General features: G+C 68.5%; 17 protein-coding genes. 14 read left to right on the plus strand and 3 right to left on the minus strand.

Annotated features, from left to right (window positions below; genetic code table 11):
- Nucleotides 1-59 precede the first annotated feature (59 nt).
- The 3 genes from ACVCMI_RS03580 to ACVCMI_RS03590 all read left to right on the plus strand — a co-directional run bounded on the left by ACVCMI_RS03580 (nt 60) and on the right by ACVCMI_RS03590 (nt 2,935).
- The gene (locus ACVCMI_RS03580) at nt 60-995 is read left to right on the plus strand and encodes a nucleoside hydrolase (protein ID WP_447097420.1); all 936 of its coding nucleotides are present in this window, start codon (nt 60-62) and stop codon (nt 993-995) included.
- A 74-nt stretch (nt 996-1,069) separates the two neighbouring features.
- Nucleotides 1,070-1,324 carry a type B 50S ribosomal protein L31 gene (locus tag ACVCMI_RS03585; protein ID WP_395121183.1) on the plus strand — a complete coding sequence of 85 codons (255 nt, stop codon included), beginning with the start codon at nt 1,070-1,072 and terminating at the stop codon, nt 1,322-1,324.
- A gap of 315 nt (nt 1,325-1,639) precedes the next feature.
- Nucleotides 1,640-2,935: a citrate synthase gene (locus ACVCMI_RS03590; RefSeq protein ID WP_447097419.1), complete on the plus strand. Its 1,296-nt coding sequence runs from the start codon at nt 1,640-1,642 to the stop codon at nt 2,933-2,935.
- An 81-nt stretch (nt 2,936-3,016) separates the two neighbouring features.
- On the opposite strand, the gene ACVCMI_RS03595 is transcribed toward ACVCMI_RS03590, so the two are convergent.
- Both ACVCMI_RS03595 and ACVCMI_RS03600 read right to left on the minus strand, forming a co-directional pair.
- Entirely contained in the window at nt 3,017-3,691 is a 675-nt protein-coding gene (locus tag ACVCMI_RS03595; RefSeq protein ID WP_395121187.1) for a hypothetical protein, read from the minus strand.
- Nucleotides 3,692-3,748: 57 nt separating this feature from the next.
- Nucleotides 3,749-6,187, minus strand: a complete 2,439-nt coding sequence (locus tag ACVCMI_RS03600; RefSeq protein WP_447110619.1) for a penicillin-binding protein 1A — start codon at nt 6,185-6,187, stop codon at nt 3,749-3,751.
- 347 nt (nt 6,188-6,534) lie between these two features.
- Between ACVCMI_RS03600 and ACVCMI_RS03605 the strand changes: the two genes are divergently transcribed.
- The 11 genes from ACVCMI_RS03605 (at nt 6,535) to ACVCMI_RS03655 (ending at nt 18,993) form a co-directional block, all read left to right on the plus strand.
- The gene (locus ACVCMI_RS03605) at nt 6,535-7,593 is read left to right on the plus strand and encodes a pilus assembly protein PilM (protein WP_395121191.1); all 1,059 of its coding nucleotides are present in this window, start codon (nt 6,535-6,537) and stop codon (nt 7,591-7,593) included.
- Entirely contained in the window at nt 7,593-8,312 is a 720-nt protein-coding gene (locus tag ACVCMI_RS03610) for a PilN domain-containing protein (protein WP_395121193.1), read from the plus strand. Before ACVCMI_RS03605 ends, ACVCMI_RS03610 begins: the two co-directional genes overlap by 1 nt.
- The gene (pilO, locus tag ACVCMI_RS03615; protein WP_395121195.1) at nt 8,309-8,959 is read left to right on the plus strand and encodes a type IV pilus inner membrane component PilO; all 651 of its coding nucleotides are present in this window, start codon (nt 8,309-8,311) and stop codon (nt 8,957-8,959) included. The genes ACVCMI_RS03610 and pilO overlap by 4 nt, the downstream gene beginning before the upstream one ends.
- A complete protein-coding gene (locus tag ACVCMI_RS03620; RefSeq protein ID WP_395121197.1) occupies nt 8,959-9,501 on the plus strand; it encodes a pilus assembly protein PilP in 543 nt (180 codons plus the stop codon). Before pilO ends, ACVCMI_RS03620 begins: the two co-directional genes overlap by 1 nt.
- 55 nt (nt 9,502-9,556) lie before the next feature.
- Complete coding sequence (gene pilQ, locus ACVCMI_RS03625) at nt 9,557-11,776, plus strand: type IV pilus secretin PilQ (protein ID WP_447097417.1); 2,220 nt, start codon at nt 9,557-9,559, stop codon at nt 11,774-11,776.
- Nucleotides 11,777-11,946: 170 nt separating this feature from the next.
- Nucleotides 11,947-12,942 (plus strand): AAA family ATPase, encoded by a 996-nt coding sequence (locus tag ACVCMI_RS03630; protein ID WP_447097416.1) that lies wholly within the window; start codon nt 11,947-11,949, stop codon nt 12,940-12,942.
- Nucleotides 12,939-13,874 carry a DUF58 domain-containing protein gene (locus tag ACVCMI_RS03635; protein ID WP_447097415.1) on the plus strand — a complete coding sequence of 312 codons (936 nt, stop codon included), beginning with the start codon at nt 12,939-12,941 and terminating at the stop codon, nt 13,872-13,874. Before ACVCMI_RS03630 ends, ACVCMI_RS03635 begins: the two co-directional genes overlap by 4 nt.
- Nucleotides 13,871-14,407: a DUF4381 domain-containing protein gene (locus ACVCMI_RS03640; RefSeq protein ID WP_395121205.1), complete on the plus strand. Its 537-nt coding sequence runs from the start codon at nt 13,871-13,873 to the stop codon at nt 14,405-14,407. The genes ACVCMI_RS03635 and ACVCMI_RS03640 overlap by 4 nt, the downstream gene beginning before the upstream one ends.
- The gene (locus tag ACVCMI_RS03645; protein ID WP_447097414.1) at nt 14,400-15,383 is read left to right on the plus strand and encodes a VWA domain-containing protein; all 984 of its coding nucleotides are present in this window, start codon (nt 14,400-14,402) and stop codon (nt 15,381-15,383) included. The genes ACVCMI_RS03640 and ACVCMI_RS03645 overlap by 8 nt, the downstream gene beginning before the upstream one ends.
- Nucleotides 15,380-17,287, plus strand: a complete 1,908-nt coding sequence (locus tag ACVCMI_RS03650) for a tetratricopeptide repeat protein (protein WP_447097413.1) — start codon at nt 15,380-15,382, stop codon at nt 17,285-17,287. The genes ACVCMI_RS03645 and ACVCMI_RS03650 overlap by 4 nt, the downstream gene beginning before the upstream one ends.
- Complete coding sequence (locus tag ACVCMI_RS03655) at nt 17,284-18,993, plus strand: BatD family protein (RefSeq protein WP_447097412.1); 1,710 nt, start codon at nt 17,284-17,286, stop codon at nt 18,991-18,993. Before ACVCMI_RS03650 ends, ACVCMI_RS03655 begins: the two co-directional genes overlap by 4 nt.
- Here the strand turns inward: ACVCMI_RS03655 and ACVCMI_RS03660 are convergent.
- Complete coding sequence (locus ACVCMI_RS03660) at nt 18,980-19,531, minus strand: O-acetyl-ADP-ribose deacetylase (RefSeq protein WP_395116005.1); 552 nt, start codon at nt 19,529-19,531, stop codon at nt 18,980-18,982. The two genes, ACVCMI_RS03655 and ACVCMI_RS03660, sit on opposite strands and share 14 nt — an antisense overlap.
- Nucleotides 19,532-19,545 lie beyond the last annotated feature (14 nt).

Raw genomic sequence — 19,545 nt, forward strand, 5'->3', positions numbered from 1 at the left:
TAGTCGCCCCCCGCCGTTTCATCCCATAAACTGGACGGCTGGACAGGAACCCGATGCACATGACCAAGCCGCAACTCCTGATCGACACCGATCCCGGCGTCGACGACGCCCTCGCCATCCTGATGGCCGCCGCGCATGCCGACATCGCCGGCCTCGGCATTGCCGCCGGCAACGTCGGCCTGGAGCACACCCTGCGCAACGCACGCACGCTGGTCGACCTGCTTGGCCTGGCCACGCCGGTGTTCGCCGGTTGCGCCATGCCGCTGGTCCGTGCGCCGGAGGAAGATGCCGCGTTCGTGCATGGGCGTGACGGTTTCGGCGACGTCGGCTTCGCCGAGCCCGCCGCCGCGGTCGCCGCCGAGTCCGCTGCGCTGGCGCTGCTGCGCCTGACCCTCGAGCGTCCCGGCGAGCTGACCTTGGTGGCACTGGCGCCACTGACCAACCTGGCGCTGGCGCTGCGGCTCGACCCCGGCCTGCCGCAGCGGGTGAAGCGGCTGGTGGTGATGGGCGGCGCGGTGACCGGCCACGGCAATACCGGCAGGGTGCCGGCCGAGTTCAACATCGGTTTCGACCCCGAGGCTGCGCACGTCGTGTTCGAGGCGTTCCCGTCGTTCGACCTGGTGGACTGGGAGGCAACCCTGCGCCACGCCTTCGACGACGCGGAGTTCGACCGCTGGCTCGCTGCCGGTGACCGGCGCGCGGCGTTCTTCGGCAAGATCGCGGCGACCGCGCGGGGCTACAACGCCAAACACGACCGCCACGGGCTGGTGGCGGCCGATGCGCTGGCGATGGCGGTCGCGCTCGACCCGACCATCGTCACCCGCAGCGAACGCCGCGCGGTCGCGGTAGAGCTGGACGGCCGCCTGACCCGCGGCGCCACCGTGGTCGACTGGAAAGGGCGCCTGGGCCGGCCGGCGCAGGCCAACATCGTGCTGGAGGTCGACCACACCCGCTTTGCCGCGATGGTGCAGCGCGCGCTGGGGGTGCCCGGCTGAACCCCCGTGCTTGCGCGTTCCCGGCGTTGCCCGCTACAATGCCGCTCTTTTCACCGCCGCATTCAGAGTCTGTCATGAAAGCCGATACCCATCCGAACTACGCCCCGGTGGTGTTCCAGGATCTGTCGTCCGATTTCTCGTTCCTCACCCGGTCGACCATGTCCAGCAAGGAAACCGTCAAGTGGGAAGACGGCAATGAGTACCCGCTGATCAAGGTGGATATCTCCAGCCATTCGCACCCGTTCTACACGGGCAAGCAGAAGACCCTGGACGTGGGTGGCCGCGTGGACAAGTTCCGCCGCCGCTACGCCGGTTCGGTCAAGGAATAAACCCTTTTACCTCCGCTCCCTCCGGGTTGCGGGCGGTTCGAGACACGGGGCAGGCGCAGGCTTGCCCCGTGTCTTTTTCGTGCCCGGCGTACGACCATTCGCCATCGAATGCGCGACCGCCGTTGTGCGATAATGGGCAGTGGCCCGATGCCTGCAGCAGAGTGGCGCAAGTCTTCGCGGAGCTTGTTCCAGCCGGTTTCCGGCATCGGTTGCGTCGCGTGCTTTCCCCGGCTGCCGACATCCACCCTTTCCCTTGCCGCGCGATGACGTCCCCACCGTCGTCGCCGGCGACGAACCACATGCGAGGAGGTTTCCGTGTCCGACCCCAAGACCGTCAAGCTGGTCGATGAATCGAGCCACAAGAGCAGCGAACTGCCGCTGGTTTCCGGCACGCTCGGTGCCGCGTGCATCGACATCGGCACGCTGTACAAGGACACCGGCCATTTCACCTATGACCCGGGCTTCGGCAGCACTGCCAGCACCAAGAGTGCCATCACCTACATCGACGGCGACAAGGGCGTGCTGCTGTATCGCGGTTACCCGATCGAGCAGCTGGCCGAGAAGTCCAGCTTCCTCGAAGTGGCCTATCTGTTGCTCAACGGCGAGTTGCCCAATGCTGCCGAGTTCGACACGTTCGAACATGACATCACGCATCACACGATGATGCACGAGGCGCAGAAGAACTTCTTCCAGGGCTTCCACCACGACGCGCACCCGATGGCGATGCTCGCCGCGGCAGTGGCGTCGCTGTCGGCGTTCTACCACGACAAGCTGGACGTGGAAGACCCGGCCGACCGCAAGATGGCGGCGATCCGCCTGATCGCCAAGATGCCGACCATCGCGGCAGCCTGCTACCGCTACACGATCGGCTGGCCGGTGCGCTACCCGCGCAACAACCTCGAGTACGTCACCCGCTTCCTGCACATGATGTTCGAGGTGCCGAGCGAGCCGCTGCAGATGAACCCGGTGGCGGCCAAGGCGCTGGACCTGCTGTTCATCCTGCATGCCGACCACGAGCAGAACGCGTCCACCTCCACCGTGCGCCTGGTCGGTTCCACCGGCGCCAACCCGTATGCCTCGATCGCCGCCGGCATCACCGCGCTGTGGGGCCCCGCCCATGGCGGCGCCAACGAGGCGGTGCTCAAGCAGCTGGAGGAGATCGGCACGCCGGACAACGTCGAGTCGGCGATCCTGCGCGCCAAGGACAAGAACGACAGCTTCCGCCTGATGGGCTTCGGCCACCGCGTCTACAAGAACTTCGACCCGCGCGCCAAGATCATTCGCGAGATGTGCCACAAGGTGCTGGACGAGCTGGGCGTCAACGATCCGATGCTGGACGTGGCGATGAAGCTGGAAGAGGCGGCGCTGAAGGACGACTACTTCGTCGAGCGCAAGCTGTATCCGAACGTCGATTTCTACTCCGGCATCATCTACAAGGCGCTGGGCATCCCCACCGAGATGTTCACCGTGATGTTCGCCATCGCGCGCACCGCCGGCTGGATCGCGCACTGGATCGAGCAGCACGAAACGCCCGGATCGCGCATCGGCCGTCCGCGCCAGGTCTACACTGGCGCCGACGTGCGTGATTACGTGCCGGCCGGCAAGCGCTGATTCACCGCTTGGGCTGATCCTCGGTTTCGCGCAGAACGCCCCGGCCTGGCCGGGGCGTTCTGCATCTGGCGCTCGGCGCGGTCAGCGCAACGCGGCGCGCAGGCGCTGTTCGAAGCCCTCGTCGGCATCGTCCTCGGCCAGCAGCATCTCCACCTGGGCCAGCGCGGCGCGGCGCATCGGCCGGTCGTCGGTGCGATCCAGCGGCGCCTGGCGCAGCGCGTTGCGCGGCAGCACGGTGAGGTCGAACGGCACGGCGTCGGCGGCGAACAGCAGCACCGGGTACTCGGGCTGCTCGGTGCGGCTGTAGCGCAGGCGGCGCACCTGCATTTCCAGCGGCACGCCGTGCTCGCGCAGGAAGCGCACCACCGCTTCGGCATCGTCGCTGTACACGTGCAGGCACACCGCCGAATGCATGTCGGCGGTGCCGTCGAGCACGGCGCCGACCAGGCGCGGTTCGAACGGGGCGAGGAAGGTCATCGCCTCGACCGCCGCCTCGCGCCGCTGGCGCAGCAGCTGGGGTTGGCTGTCGCCGAGGAACAGGCGCTGGTGTTCGCGCAGCGCCTGTTCGATCTCGAGGTTGCGCGGCAGCGCCTGGCTGTCGAGTATGCCCAGCCGTTCGGCGGCCTTGAGCTTGGCATGGTGGAAATTGCGGATGCCGTGCTCGCTCATCAGCCGGGCCGCTTCCTGGGCCACGCGCAGGCGATTGCGTTGCAGCCGGTCATGGGCGTGGATGCGGTGGTGTTCGCCTCGGGACATGACGCACTCCTCGACATTGGATGGCGGCGTCCGGGAGCGGCGTCGCCTGCCCCCGGGTCAGAAGATCTCGTAGGCGTGCTGCTTGTCCTGCTCCTTCTGCTGGGCGGCCTGGCTGCGCAGGCGGTCGACGTCTTCCACCTTGAACATCTCGTTCATGCCGTTGGGGTCGTCCGCACCGGTCGGCAGGCCGCTTTCGCGGTTGATCCATACCGTACTGATTCCGGGCGGCATCGGCAACGTGCTGGGCGGCAGCCCCTTCAGCGCCGCGCCCATGTACTGCATCCACACCGGCAAGGCCGCCTTGGCGCCGAATTCGCCGCGGCCGAGCGAGCTGTAGTCGTCGAAACCCACCCAGACCGCGGTGGACAACTCGCCGTCGAAGCCGACGAACCAGGCATCGCGATGGTCATTGGTGGAGCCGGTCTTGCCGGCCAGGTCGGGGCGCTCCAGCGCGCGCGCGGCCGAACCGGTGCCGCGCAGGATCACGTCCTTCATCAGCGAGGTGATCAGGTAGTCGTTGCGCGGACCGATCACCCGCGGGGCGAGCACCGGCGCATGCCGGGCGCCGTCGTGGATGTCGGCCGGCAGCACCGCATCGCCGACACCGTCGACGCTCTCCGACTCGGCGGGCGCGTCCGTGCTGCCGGCGGTCGCCAGGCGATTGGCCGGCGGCCGGGTCATGTCCGGCGGCGGCGGGCCGGGCGGGCGCGTGTCGAGCAGGCGTTCCTGGCAGTTGCGGCAGGCGCGGGCGGGATTGGCCAGGTACACCGGCTTGCCGTCGCGGTCGTCGATCTCGTGAATGAAATACGGCGTGACCAGGTAGCCGCCGTTGGCGAACACGGCGTAGCCGCGCGCCATGCCCATCGGCGAGACCGAGGCGGTGCCCAGCGCCATCGACAGGTTGGCCGGGATCGCGTCCTGCGAGAACCCGAAGCGGGTGGCGTATTCGCGCATGTAGCTCACCCCGATGGCATCCAGCAGTCGCACCGAGACCAGGTTCTTCGATTGCACCAGCGCCTCGCGCAGGCGCATCGGGCCGGCGAACTTGCCGTCGTCGTTGGACGGCGTCCAGATGCCGTTGGGGCGCGAGGGGTCGGGCAGCGCCAGCGGTGCGTCGTTGACGATCGAGGCCGGGGTGAAGCCGCGATCGAAAGCGGCGGAATAGAGGTACGGCTTGAAACTCGAACCCGGCTGGCGCGCGGCCATCACGGCGCGGTTGAACTTGCTGCGGTTGAAGTTGAAGCCGCCCACCAGGGCCTCGATCGCGCCATCTTCCGGATTGAGCGAGACCAGCCCGCCCTGCACGGCAGGTATCTGCGCCAGCTGCCAGTTGCCCTTCTCGTCGCGGGCCAGGCGGATGACGTCGCCGCGCTTGAGCACGGCATCGACCCGCGTGGGCGCGGCGCCGACGCGGCTGTCGCTGATGTGCGGCCGAGCCCATTTCACCGCGTCGAGGTCGAGCCGGGCGCTCTCGTGACTGGACAGGTACACGCTGGCATGGTCGGCGTCGCTGCTGATGACCAGTCCCGGCTGCATACCCGAGACGCTGCCGTAACTGGCCAGCACCTGGTCGAAATCCGCCTCGCCGGCGCCCTCGGCCAGCTCCTTGTGCGCCTCCGGCCCACGCCAGCCATGGCGGTGGTCGTAGGCGACCAGGCCGTCGCGCAGGGCGTCCACCGCCTCCTGCTGGCGCATGCTCTGCACCGTGGTGCGGACCACGTAGCCTTCGGTCAGGGCGTCATTGCCGAGGCGGTCGAGCACCTGCCGGCGCACCATCTCGGCGAGGTAGGGCGCGTCGACCTCGATCGGCTGCTCGTGGGCAAAGGCGCGATTCGGCTCGGCCACCGCCTGTTCGTACACTGCCTGGGTGATGTAGTTGTGCCGCAGCATCTCGCCGAGCACCCAGTTGCGCCGTGCCATCTCGCGCTTGGGGCTGTTGATCGGATTGACCGCCGAGGGCAGCTGGAAAGTGGAGGCGATCGCCGCGCACTCCGCCACGGTGAGCTGGTCCAGCGTCTTGCCGTAGTAGTACTCGGCCGCCGCCGCCACGCCATAGGAACGATGGCCGAGGAACATCTTGTTGAGGTAGAGCTCCAGGATCTGGTCCTTGGTCAGCTCGTGCTCGATGCGCAGCGCGATGAAGATCTCGGTAAGTTTGCGCGAGTACAGCTTTTCCGGGCTCAGGAAGAAGTTGCGCGCCACCTGCTGGGTGATGGTGGAGCCGCCGGGTCCCTTGTCGCCGCCGGTGATGATCACGTGCCAGCCGGCCCGGGCGATGCCGCGCCAGTCCACGCCGGGGTGGTGGTAGAAGTCGGCGTCCTCCGCCGACAGCACCGCGTGCTTGAGCCGGTCGGGCACCTCGGCGATGTCCACCGGGATGCGCCGGGTTTCGCCGAAAGTCGCGATGAGCTTGCCATCGGCGCTCAGCACGCGCAGCGGCACCTGCATGTGATAGTCCTTGAGCACCGCCACCGAGGGCAGCCGGGGAGCTATCAACCAGTACGCCACGCCTGTCGCGAGCACTGCCAGAAGCAAACCGGAAAAGGCCAGGAGCAGTGCCCAGCGCAACAAACGCTTGAAAATTCGCATGGTGTGGATAGCGAGACCTGAGTCAAAGCATGACAGAGTATAGATGTAGCAACATGCTCGTCAGGCAACCGAGGACGGCTCCGCAAAGCAAGAGGCGCGCCAGCCGGGCAAGCTCTGCAAATGTGGTGGACATCACGCCAATTACTTGAGAAAGTTCCTGTAGACCGTTGCCATTGCGTTAATTTTTAGATTTAATGCCACTGCGCATCCCGCCAGAACTCTGGTCAGGGCGTCAGCGGCAAGGGGGACACACCGTGGGGCTCTTTACACCGAAGAAGCCGGCGCTGATCGGCGTCGACATCAGTTCGACCGCCGTCAAGCTGCTGCAGCTGAGTCAGGCGGGCGGGCGCTATCGCGTGGAGCACTACGCGGTGGAACCGCTCCCGCCCAATGCGGTGGTCGAGAAGAACATCGTCGAGGTCGAGGCGGTGGGCGACGCGATCCGCCGCGCCCTGGCCCGCTCGGGTTCCAAGCTCAAGCACGCCGCCGCCGCGGTGGCCGGGTCGGCGGTGATCACGCGGATCATCCCGATGACCAGCGAGCTATCCGACGATGACCTCGAGGGCCAGATCCAGGTCGAGGCCAATCAGTACATCCCGTATCCGATCGACGAGGTCAGCCTCGATTTCGAGGTGATCGGCCCGGTACGCGACAACCCGGACATGAACAACGTGCTGCTGGCGGCCTCGCGCACCGAGAACGTCGACATGCGCGTGGCGGCGTTGGATCTGGGCGGCCTCACTGCCGGCGTCATCGACGTGGAGGCCTTCGCGATGGAGAACGCCTTCGCGATGGTCGCCGACCAGCTCAACGTCGGCCGCGACGCCCTGGTGGCGGTGGTCGACATCGGCGCGACCATGACCACGCTTTCCGTGCTGCGCAACCAGCGCACCATCTATTCGCGCGAACAGGTGTTCGGCGGCAAGCAGCTCACCGACGAGATCATGCGCCGCTTCGGGCTCTCCTACGAGGAGGCTGGCCGCGCCAAGCGCAAGGGCGGCCTGCCGGAGTCCTACGAGACCGAGGCGCTGGAGCCGTTCAAGGAGTCGCTGATCCAGCAGATCAGCCGCCTGCTGCAGTTCTTCTTCGCCGGCAGCGAATACAGCAAGGTCGACCAGGTGGTGCTGGCCGGCGGCTGCGCCTCGATCGAGGGACTGGGCCCGATGCTGGAAGAGCAGCTCGGCGTGCCTTGCGTGGTCGCCAACCCGCTGGCCCGCATGTCGTTGTCGCCGCGGGTGCAGGCCCAGGCGCTGGCGCAGGATGCCCCGGCCCTGATGATCGCGGTCGGCCTCGCCCTGAGGAGCTTCGACTGATGGCACACGTCAACCTACTTCCGTGGCGCGCGGAGCGGCGCAAGCAGCGCGAACGCGAGTTCTACATGCAGCTGGCCGCCGCTTTCGTGGCCGCCGTGCTGCTGCTGCTGCTGTGGATCTTCTGGATGGACCAGCGCATCGACAACCAGAACGACCGCAACGCCTACCTGCAGACCGAAATCAAGCAGCTGGACGTGCGCATCGCCAAGATCAAGGACCTGGAAAAAGTGCGCGAGCACCTGCTGGCGCGCAAGCAGATCATCGAGCAGTTGCAGGCCGATCGCTCGCAGATGGTGCACCTGTTCGACGAACTGGTGAAAACCATCCCGACCAGTGCGCGGCTGACCGCGCTCAAGCAGAGCGGCCAGTCGATGTCGCTCGACGGCGTGGCGCAGTCCAACGCCAGCGTCGCCGAGTACATGCGCAACATCGAGTCCTCGCCGTGGATGGGCCATGCGGACCTGCGCAAGACCGAAAACACCCATGATGCGACCCGCATGCCCTACCAGTTCGGCCTCAACGTGACGCTGAGCCGGCCCAAGACCGACGAGGTCGACCCGACCAAGGCGCAGGTGGAACCGACTACCTCCACGGCCACGCCGGCCGTACCTGCAGCGCTCAACGCGCCGCCGGCCAGCGCGACCTCCGCCACGGCCAGGTCAACGCCGGAAGTCACGCCCACCCCTGCCGCCGCTGCCAAGGGAGGTGCCGGATCATGAGTTTCTTCAGCGATCTGCAAAACCTCGACAAGAACAACGTCGGCGGCTGGCCGCAGTCGGTCAAGATCTTCTTCACCGTGCTGGTCCTCGCGGTGGTGCTGCTGGTGGGCTGGTACTTCATCGTCAGCGACCAGCAGGACAGTCTCGACACGCTGGCCACCAAGGAGAACAGCCTCAAGCAGGAGTTCTCCACCAAGCAGGCCAAGTCGGTCAATCTCGAGGCGCTGGAGCAGCAGCTCAACGAGATGCAGGACATGCTGCGCCAGTTGCTGCGCCAACTGCCCAGCAAGACCGAGATGCCCGAGTTGCTGATCGACATCTCGCAGACCGCGCAGGCCGCGGGGCTGGAGAGTGACCTGTTCGTGCCTGGCGCGGAAACGCCCAAGGACTTCTACGCGGAGAGACCGATCGCCTTGAAGTTCACCGGCACCTACCATCAGTTCGGCACCTTCATCAGCGGCGTGGCTTCGCTGCCGCGAGTGGTCATCCTCACCATGCACGACGTCTCGCTGACGCCGAAGGCGCCGACCAAGGCGGGCACCGCTGGCACCGGACAACTGGTGCTGGAGGGCACGGTCAAGACCTACCGTTATCTCGATGACGACGAAAGCGCTGCCGCGGCAACCAAGGCGGGGGCGAAGAAATGATGAACAAGTCGATTGCCCGCAAGTCCGCCGGCGTGACGCGGCTGCTGCTGATCCTGCTGGCTGTGCTGGTTCTGGCCGGTTGCACCCGCGGCATGTCCGACCTGCGCACCTGGGTCGCGCAGGAGAAGGCCAAGAAGGGTGCGCCGATTCCGCCGCTGCCCGTGATCAAGACCTTCGAGACGTTCAAGTACGAAGACCAGGACAAGCGTGATCCGTTCAGCCCCAGCACGGCCGAACTGCAGAACGACAACGCGACCAGCGGACCGCGGCCGGACGCCAACCGGGCCAAGGAGCCGCTGGAGATGTTCGCCCTCGACAGCCTCAAGATGGTCGGTACGGTCGGTGTCGGTCCGAAGATGGAGGTCCTGATCAAGGACCCGGGTGGTGTCATCCATCGCGTCCATGTGGGGGAATACATGGGACAGAACTACGGACACATCACCGCCATCAGCGAAGACCATGTCGATCTGGTCGAGTTGGTATCCAACGGCAATGGTGGCTGGATGGAACGTCCCGCCAGCGTCGCACTCGGCGAGCAATAGGTACACAGGGGCAGATGCAATGACCAACCAATTCCAATCCGTGCGGGGCCGAGTCATGCGCCATGCGAGCCGTTACTTCCTGATGGGCCTGCTGATCGTCGGTGCCACCTGGGCCAGTGCCGCCATCGCGGCCACCACCACGCTGAAGAACATCAGCTACGACGCCTTGCCAGGCGGCAGCGTCCAGCTGCACCTGAACTTCGGCGACGGCCCGGTGCCGGAGCCGAAGATCTTCACCACGGACAATCCGCCGCGCATCGCGGTCGACCTGCCCGATACGACCAATGCCGCCGGGCGGCACATGGACATCGGCAAGGGTTCGACCTCCGGCGTCTCGGCAGTGTCTGCCGGTGGGCGCACCCGCGTGGTGGTCGAGCTGATGCGCGCGTCGAGCTACCGCGCCAGCGTCGATGGCAACAGCCTGGTGCTGACGATCAACAACGGCACCGCCGACCAGGCGGTCACCACCGCCTCCACGATCGACCCGACCAAGCGGCTGCCGTCGTCCTCCGATGGCCCGGCGATCTCCAACATCGACTTCCGTCGCGGCCCGAACGGCGAGGGCCGCGTGCTGGTCAGCTTCAGCGGCAGCGGCGCGCAGCCGGAAATGACCCGTCAGGGCGACAAGGTGGTGGTCACCATCGATCACGCCAACCTGCCGGCCAACCTCGCGCAGCGCCTGGATACGCTGGACTTCGCCACCCCGGTGCAGTCGATCACCAGCCGCGTCGGCAACGGCGGCGGCGCGCGCATCGAGATCGACACCAAGGGGACGGTCGAGACCTCGGCCTACCAGACCCCCGACCAGTACGTGGTCGAGGTGGCACCGAAGAAGGCCGCCGCCAAGGATGAGCGCCTGGCCAAGCTGGACGCGCAGCCCAATTACAACGGCAAGCGCGTCACCTTCAACTTCCAGGACATCCCGGTGCGCTCGGCGTTGCAGCTGATCGCCGATATCTCCGGGCTCAACCTGGTCGCCTCCGACAGCGTCGGCGGCAGCGTCACCCTGCGCCTGGTCAACGTGCCGTGGGATCAGGCGCTGGACGTGATCCTGCGCGCCAAGAGCCTGGACAAGCGCCGCAACGGCAACGTCATCTGGGTCGCGCCGCAGGCCGAGCTGGCCAAGTACGAGCAAGACCTGGCCGATGCCAAGCTGAAGGCACAGGACACCGCCGAACTGGTCACCGACTACGTGCCGATCAGCTACGGCAAGGCCTCCGACATCGCCAAGCTGCTGACCACCGGCAGCATGCAGGGCGGCGGTGGCGGCGGCTCCAACACCCAGCGCGGCTTCCTCTCGCCGCGCGGCAGCGTCTCGTTCGACCAGCGCACCAACACCCTGCTGCTCAACGACACGCCGGAGAAGATCAAGCAGTTGCGTGAGCTGATCGCCGTGCTGGACAAGCCGGTGCAGCAGGTGCTGATCGAATCGCGCATCGTGGTGGCCACCGACGACTTCACCCGCGAGCTGGGCGTGAAGTGGGGCGTGTCCGGCAACCAGACCAACAACAACAACATCATCACCACCGCACCGACCGGCGATGGCGCGCTGAAGTACGGCACCGGCGTGCACAACAACATCGTCAACTACAACAACGCAGTCACCGACTGGGTGGCCAACGGCAGCCAGGGTGCTCCGCCGCATCCGGGTGCGGTGACCTTGCCCGGCGGCTTCAACGTGAACATGCCGGTGAACGGCGGCAGCACGCTGGGCTTCGCCATCCTCGGCGCCAACTACGCGATCGACCTGGAGCTCTCCGCAGCGCAATCCGAAGGCCGTGGCGAGGTGATCTCCAGCCCGCGCGTGATCACCGCCAACCAGCAGGAGGCCGTGATCCGCCAGGGCCAGGAAGTCGGCTATGTCACCTACCAGAACCAGGGCTCCGGCACCGGTGGCGCACCGACCGCCTCGGTGCAGTTCAAGGACGCCGTGCTGGAGCTGAAGGTGACCCCGACGATCACCGCCGACAACCGCGTCTACCTGGCGATCAACGTGAAGAAGGATGCGCTGGCCGGCTTCCTCAACACGCCGAACGGCCAGGTGCCGCAGATCGACACGCGCGAGGTGAATACCTCGGCGCTGGTCGACAACGGCCAGACCGTGGTGCTCGGCGGCATCTACGAGGTCAACAAGAGCAACACCGTGTCCAAGGTGCCCGGGCTGGGCGACATCCCCGGTCTCGGCGCGCTGTTCCGCAACACCAAGCGCAGCACCACCAAGGCGGAGCTGCTGATCTTCGTGACGCCGCGCATCCTCAGCGACACCTTGCAGTAAGCCGCCACGCAGCGGCGAAGAAAAGGGGCGGCTTCGGCCGCCCTTTTTCGTGCGCGCCGGCCGCCGGCGCACGTCACATTAAACTTCCCGTGCCGATGATGGTCTGAAGCACGCCGACGCGTCCGCTCTCCAAGGATGCCGCAGGCCTTGCCCCGTAACTGGAACTGCCCATGGACATGCCCGAAAACCCGCCTCTCGGCGCGCTGCAGCAATCGTTCGCCCGCCTGCGCGAGGAGCTGGCGGATTGCATCATCGGCCAGCCGAAACTCATCGATTGCCTGCTGGTGGCGCTGCTGGCCGACGGCCACCTGCTGGTCGAAGGCGCGCCCGGCCTGGCCAAAACCACCGCGGTGAAGGCGCTGGCGGCGCGGATCGAGGCGGATTTCCACCGCGTGCAATTCACCCCCGACCTGCTGCCGGCCGACCTCACCGGCACCGACGTGTTCCGGCCGCAGTCGGGCAGTTTCGAGTTCGAGCGCGGGCCGCTGTTCCACAACATCATCCTGGCCGACGAGATCAACCGCGCGCCGGCCAAGGTGCAGTCGGCCCTGCTCGAGGCGATGGCCGAGCAGCAGATCACCGTGGGCCGCAGCACCTGGAAACTGCCCGAGCTGTTCATGGTGATGGCCACGCAGAACCCCATCGAGCAGGAGGGCACCTTCAGCCTGCCGGAGGCCCAGCTCGACCGGTTCCTGATGCACGTGACGATCGGCTATCCCGATGCCGCGGCAGAGCTGGCGATCCTCAAGCTGGCGCGCGAGCAGGCCAGCCGGCGCGCCCACCCGGCCGCGCCCCCACGCGCGCTGCTCAGCCAGCACGAGGTGTTTGCCGCGCGCGATGCGGCGATGGCCGTGCACATGGCGCCGGCGCTGGAGGAGTACCTCGCGCAGCTGGTGCTGGCGACGCGCGACGCCGGCCGTTATGGCGCGGAATTGAAGCGCTGGATCGCCTGGGGCGGGAGCCCGCGCGCCACCATCGCGCTGGATCGCTGTTCGCGGGCGCAGGCCTGGCTGGCCGGCCGCGCCTACGTGTTGCCCGAGGACGTGCATGCAATCGTCCATGAGGTGCTGCGCCATCGGGTGCTGCTCAGCTACGAAGCGCAGGCCGAAGGCGTCACTCCCGACCAGGTGGTGGCGCGCCTGCTGGATCTCGTGCCGCTGCCGTGAGTGTCCTGGCGTCACAAGTCGCGGATGGCAATGGCGCAAGCGAGGTGTCGCTGGCCGAGCTGATCGCGTTGCGTGCGCGCGTCGGCTCTGTGCGCATGGCGCCGCTGAGCACGCGCGCCGCCCGCCACGGCCAGCAGTCCAGCCGTCTGTACGGCCGCGGCATGGATTACGCCGAGTCGCGCGTCTACCAGGCCGGCGACGATGTGCGCCGACTCGACTGGCGACTCACCGCACGCAGCGGCAAGCTGCACACGAAGCTGTTCCAGGAGGATCGAGAAGGCTGTCTGCTGATCCTGCTCGATACCCATGCCAGCATGCATTTCGGCACGCGGGTGCGTTTCAAGTCGGTGCAGGCGGCCCGCGCGGCGGCACTGGCCGCGTGGTTTGCCACCCGTGCCGGCGAGCGCGTGGCGATGCTGGGCTTCGGCGGCGTCGACCAGTGGTTGGCGCCGCAAGCCGGTGCGCATGGTGCACTCGCCGTATGCGGTGCGCTGGCGCGATGGCACGCGGCGGATCGCGCCGACCAACAACAGCCGCTCTCCGATGCGCTGACACGCGCGGCACACGTGGCGCGGAGTGCGAGCCGCGTCCTGCTGCTCAGCGACGGCTTCAGTTGCGACGCCGCCGCGCGCCAGCGACTGATTGAACTGACCCGGCACGCGGGCGTGGCCGTGCTGGTCACGGCGGATGCGCTGGAGCTGGAGCTCGCGCCGCCGGGGCGCTATCCGCTGGAGCATGCAGGCGAGCGTCGCGAGGTGCGGCTGCAGTCGGCGCATCAGCGTGCAGATTTTCGCCAGGCATTGGGTGCAGGCGCCCGACGGCTGAGTGAGTTGGCCGGCTCGCTGGGTCTGCGCCACGCCACCATCGATACCGCGGCCGATCCGCTCGATGCCGTGGCGGGCCTGATCGGTCGCAAGAGGTCGCCGCGATGATCGCGGCGGCGACGCCGCCGACGGCCGCTGCGCCGGGGCCGGTACTGCGCGACATCCACCTGCCGGCCGAACCCTCGTGGTGGCCGCCCGCACCCGGCTGGTGGCTGCTTGCCGTGCTCGCGCTGCTGGTGTTTGCGGGCCTCGCGTGGGTTTGGCAACGCCGCTGCCGCGTGCGGCAACGGCAGCGGCGCATTCTTGGCGAGCTGGAGAACCTTGTCCGGCGGCACCGCGAGGACGGCGATCGCGCGGCCCTGCTCGGCGGCCTGCATCAACTCTTGCGGCGCGTCGCCCGTGAACAGGACGCCGCCGCGGTGCATCTGCGTGGCGATGCCTGGCGGCACGTCCTGGCGCGGGTGCCGGTGGACGCGGCCACGCAGGACAGCCTGCATCGGCTGGAGCAGCTCATCTACCAGCCACCCCGCAGCGGCGACGAGAACGATCTCGTCGAGGCCGCACGGCGGTGGCTGCGTTTGGCCGTAAAGCCGTCCACATGGAAGCGGAAGAAGCCCTCCTCGGAGCCAGCCGATGCCTGAATTCGCCTGGCCCTGGGCCGTACTGCTGTTGCCGTTGCCGTGGTTGCTGCGCTGGTGGTGGCGTGCGGCCGCCCCGGGCGTCGCGCTGCATCTGCCACAGCCGGGCGTGAAGCTGGATTCGGTGGCTGATCGGCGCAACCACGGTGCCGCGCCGTGGCTGCTCGGGCTGGCCTGGTTGTGCTTGCTCGCCGCCGCGGCGCGGCCGCAGTGGCTGGGTCCGCCGCAGGCGCAGCAGCGCAGCGGGCGGGCGATGATGATGGCGGTGGATCTCTCCGGCAGCATGCGCACGCCGGACATGCAGCTGGCCGGCCAACCGGTCAGCCGCTTCGGCGCGGTGGAGGCGATCGCCAGCGACTTCATCAGCCGGCGCCGCGGCGACGAAATGGGCCTGATCCTGTTCGGCAGCCAGGCCTATCTGGTCACGCCGCTGACCTACGACCTCTCGGCCGTGCGCGCGCAGCTGCAGACCGCAGCGGTGGGCCTGGCGGGCGACCAGACCGCGATCGGCGACGCCATCGCCGTGGCGGTGAAGCGATTGGCGGGCCTGCCGGAGGCAGCGCGCGTCCTGGTGTTGCTCACCGACGGCGTCAACAACGCCGGCGGCATCGCTCCGCGCGAGGCGGCGCGTGCCGCCAAGGCCGCGGGCGTGCGGATCTACGCCATCGGCATCGGCGCCACCGCGATGCAGGTGCCGGGATTCTTCGGCCTGCAGATGGTCAACCCCTCGGCCGACCTCGACGCCGACATGCTCAAGGCGATCACCGCCGAAACCGGCGGGCGCTTCTTCCGTGCCACCGACAGCAGCGAGCTGGCCGACGCCTACCGCACCATCAACGCGCTGGAGCCGATGCCGCGGCAGGGGCCGGCGTTGCGGCCGCGCCACGAACTGTTCCGCTGGCCGCTGCTGGCTGCGCTGGTGTTGCTGCTGCTGGCGATCGTGCCCACCCGGCTGCGTGTGCGGGAGCAGGCGGCATGAGCGAGCTGCTGCAACAGTTCCATTTCCTGCACCCCTGGTGGTTGCTGGCACTCCTCGGCCTGCCGCTGCTGGCGCTTCCGTGCTGGCGGCGCGACAGCGGCCAGCTGATCCTGTCGCGACTGGTCGACCCGGCTTTGCTGCCACGGCTGCTGCGCGGACAGCCGCGCCGGCGCCAGTTGCCGCTGTGGCTGTTCGCGCTGGCCTGGCTGCTGGCCACGCTGGCGCTGGCCGGGCCGACCTGGAACCGCGTCGAGCAGGCGCTGTACGCCAACCGTCCGGCGCAGGTGCTGGCGATCTCGCTGTCGCGGCACATGCTGGCGCGCGACGTGGCGCCGAGCCGGCTCGATCGCGCACGGCTCAAGGCGCACGAGCTGCTGGCGGCCAACCGTGCCGGCCTGAACGCGCTGATCGGCTACGCTGGCGAGGCCTTCGTCGTCGCGCCGCTGACCTCCGATGCCCACAGCCTCGACGATCTGCTCGACGCGATGGCGCCCGACACCATGCCGGTGGACGGCAACGACGCGGCCGCGGCGATCGACCGCGGCGTGCGTCTGGTCCAGCAGGCGAATGCCGACGGCGGCACGCTGGTGCTGATCACCGACCAGGCGGATACCGCCGCCGACGCGGCCGCGCGCAAGGCGCTCGCCGCCGGCGTGCGCGTCTCGGTGCTCGGCGTGGGCAGCGTCCACGGCGGCCCGGTCCCGCTGCCCGAGGGCGGCTTCCTGCACGACGCGCAGGACCGCATGGTGCTGGCCGCACGCGACGCCGCCGCGCTTGACGCGCTGGCGCGCGCAGGCGGCGGCGTCTACGTGGCGATGAGCGCCGACCACGGCGACATCGACGCCCTGCACGCGCAACTGCGCAGCAGCGGCGCCGCCCAGGCCAGCGGCCAGCACGGTGCGCAGTGGCAGGATCGCGGGCCGTGGCTGTTGCTGCCGCTGCTGCTGGTGGCCGCCACGGCGTTTCGCCGCGGCTGGATCATGCTCGTGCTGCTGGTCAGCCTGCCGCTGCTGCCGCGCACGGCGCAGGCCGGCACCTGGCAGGACCTGTGGCAACGCCCCGACCAGCAGGCCGTGCAGGCGCTGCGCGACGGCCATGCCGTGCAGGCGCAGCAACTCGCCCGCGATCCCGCCTGGCGCGGCGTGGCGGCTTACCGCGCCGGCGACTATGCCGCGGCGGCGGACGCGCTGCAGCACGCCCCCGGCAGCGATGCCGCCTACAACCGCGGCAATGCGCTGGCGAAAGCGCAGCAGTATCGACAGGCGATCGAGGCCTACGACCAGGCGCTGCAACTCGATCCGGCCAATGCCGACGCCAAGGCCAACCGCCAAGCCGTGGAAGAGTGGCTGAAACGGCGGTCGAAGCAGCAAAAATCCTCGCCGGACAGCGCGGGCCAGAACAAGTCCGAGCAGGACAAGTCGGGTGACGACAAGTCGGGCCAGGAGAAATCAGGCCAGGAAAAATCGGGTGGGAACAAATCGGAGCAGGACGAGTCGGGGCAGGGCAAATCCGACAAGAGCCAGCCGCCTTCCGGTGCGGGGGAACAGGACAAGTCGTCGAACGGTTCGCAGCGACCCGGCGACGCCGGCACGCACGATCAGCCCGCGCCACGCAGTGCGCGGGAGCGCGCCGAGCAGAAGGCGCAGGCCGAGCAGGCGCAGCGCGCCTTGAAGCAGCAGATGGACCAGGCGCTGGCCGCCGGCCAGTCCGCGGACGCGAAGTCGCCGGCCACGCACCAGCTCGGCACGCTGGACCGGGATGATCCGCAGTCGAAGCTGCCGGCCGACCTGCGCCACGCGCTGCAGCGCGTGCAGGACGACCCCGGCGGCCTGCTGCGGCGCAAGTTCGAACTGGAATATCGCGAGCGCCACGGTGGCGGCGCTCAGGAGGACGACCAGCCATGAGTCACGCACGCATCATCGTCTTGTGCCTGTTCGCGCTGATGCTGCTGCCGGTCGCGCACGCGGCGCAGGTGAGCGCGACGCTGGATCGCGATCACGTGCAACTGGGCGACACGGTCACGCTCAATATCCGCGTCGAGGGCGCCGCCGCGTCCGCCGCGATGCCCGACCTGCAGGCGCTGCAACAGGATTTCAGCATCCTCGGCACCTCGCAGAACAGCAGCCTGTCGGTCGAGAACGGCAAGGCGACGTCCAGCCTCACCTTCGGCATCGCGCTGCGGCCTCTTCGCGCCGGCAGCTTGCAGATCCCGTCGCTGCAGGTCGCCGGCGAACGCACGGCGCCGCTGTCGCTGCAGGTCGACGCGCAGGGGCCCGTGGCGGGTGCCGCGCCGAATCGCGACGTGTTCATGGAGGCGACGGTGGAGCCACAGCGCGGCTATGTCGGCGAGCAGTTCAGCTATGTGGTGAAGCTGTTCTACGCGGGCAACCTCAGCGGCGGCTCGATCGACATGCCCGATGTCCATGGGGCGACGCTGCAGCCGCTGGGCAAGGACATCGGCTACGACACGCAACGCGGCGGCCGCAGCTACCACGTGCTGGAACGGCGCTATGCGCTGATCCCGCAGCAGGCCGGCCGGCTGGAAATCCCTGCAGCGAGTTTCCAGGGCAGTGCGGTTGACCCGTACGACCCGGGCAGCTTCTTCGGCGCCACCAACAACGTCTCGGCCAGCGCCGCGCCGGTGGCGATCGATGTGCAGGCGGCGCCTGCGGATTGGGGCAACAAGGCGTGGTTGCCGGCGCGGGCGTTGAGCCTGACGATCGACGGCTGGCCGGACGCGCAGCAGCCGGTGCGCGTGGGGCAGCCGCTCAACCTCACCATGACGTTGCGCGCCACCGGCTTGTCCGACGACGCGCTGCCGAGCCTGAGCCTGCCGCCGCTGGACGGCGCCACGGTCTATCCGGACAAGCCGGTCAGCCGCAACCACGTCGCCGGGCAGTGGACCGTGGGCGAGCGCGAGCAGGCGTTCGCCATCGTGCCCGAGCGCCCCGGCCCGCTGACGATCCCGGCGACCACGGTGACCTGGTGGAACGTGCTCACCGACCGGCTGGAGGTGGCACAGATCCCCGCGCGCAGCATCGAGGTGCTGCCGGCGATCGGCGGCAGCACGGCATCACCTGCAGGCGCGGTCCCGGCGGCGACGACTGCGCCCGCCACGACCGCACCCGTGCCCATGCTCGCGCCCGCCGGTGCCATGCCATGGCGCTGGATCGCGCTGGCCAGTCTCGCGCTGTGGTTGCTCAGCGTGCTGGCCTGGTGGTGGCAGCGTCGGCGGCGCGCCATGCCCAAAGCTTCCCCGGCGCCCGCGGTTGTGCCGGACAGCGCGCGCCGGGCGCGACAGGAGTTCATCAGCGCCGCGCGCGGCACCGACGCCGCACGACAACTGCACTGCCTGATGGCCTGGGCGCGCGCCGAGCGACCGCACGTCCAGCATCCGGGCGAGTTGTCCGCTGCCCTGGACGATGCGGCACAGCGCGCGGTGATCGACGACTTGCAGCGTCGTCGCTACGCCGCCGGTACGGCGGCGGGCGACGTCGGCGGCACGGCACCGGCGGAGGCGTTCAAGCGGGGTTTCGCCTGGCGCCAGACTGGCACGGGCGATCACTCGGACGACGCGTTGCCGCCGCTGTATCCGTTCAAGCTGCGTTGAAGGGTGTGCCGTCGTCCGGCGTGGCGTCGCGCACACGCCGGAAGATGTCGGCCACGCTGTTGCTGAAGCAGCATACGGTGATGCTGACGCGATCGTCGCGGGCGAGTTCGTCGCGCAGGCTGGCCAGCGCCACCGCGGCCGCCTGCGCCACCGGATAGCCGTACACGCCACAGCTGATTGCCGGGAACGCGATCGTGCGCAAACCGTGCTCGCGCAGCAGCCGCATCGCGTTGGCGTGGCAACTTGCCAGCAGTCGCGCCTCACCTTGCGTGCCGCCCTGCCACACCGGGCCGACGGTGTGGATCACGTGTGCCGCCGGCAACGCGAAGCCCGGCGTGATGCGCGCCTCGCCAGTCGGACAGCGCACGCCCGGACGCACCGACGGAAGCTGCCGGCAGGCCTGCAGCAGCGCGGGACCGGCGGCGCGGTGGATCGCGCCGTCGACGCCACCGCCGCCGAGCAGGCTGGCATTGGCGGCGTTGACGATGGCATCCACGTGCAGCGTGGTGATGTCGGCAATGACGATGTCCAGGGGCATGGCTTTGCAGGAGG

The sequence above is a fragment of the Rhodanobacter sp. UC4448_H15 genome, assembly GCF_052978265.1.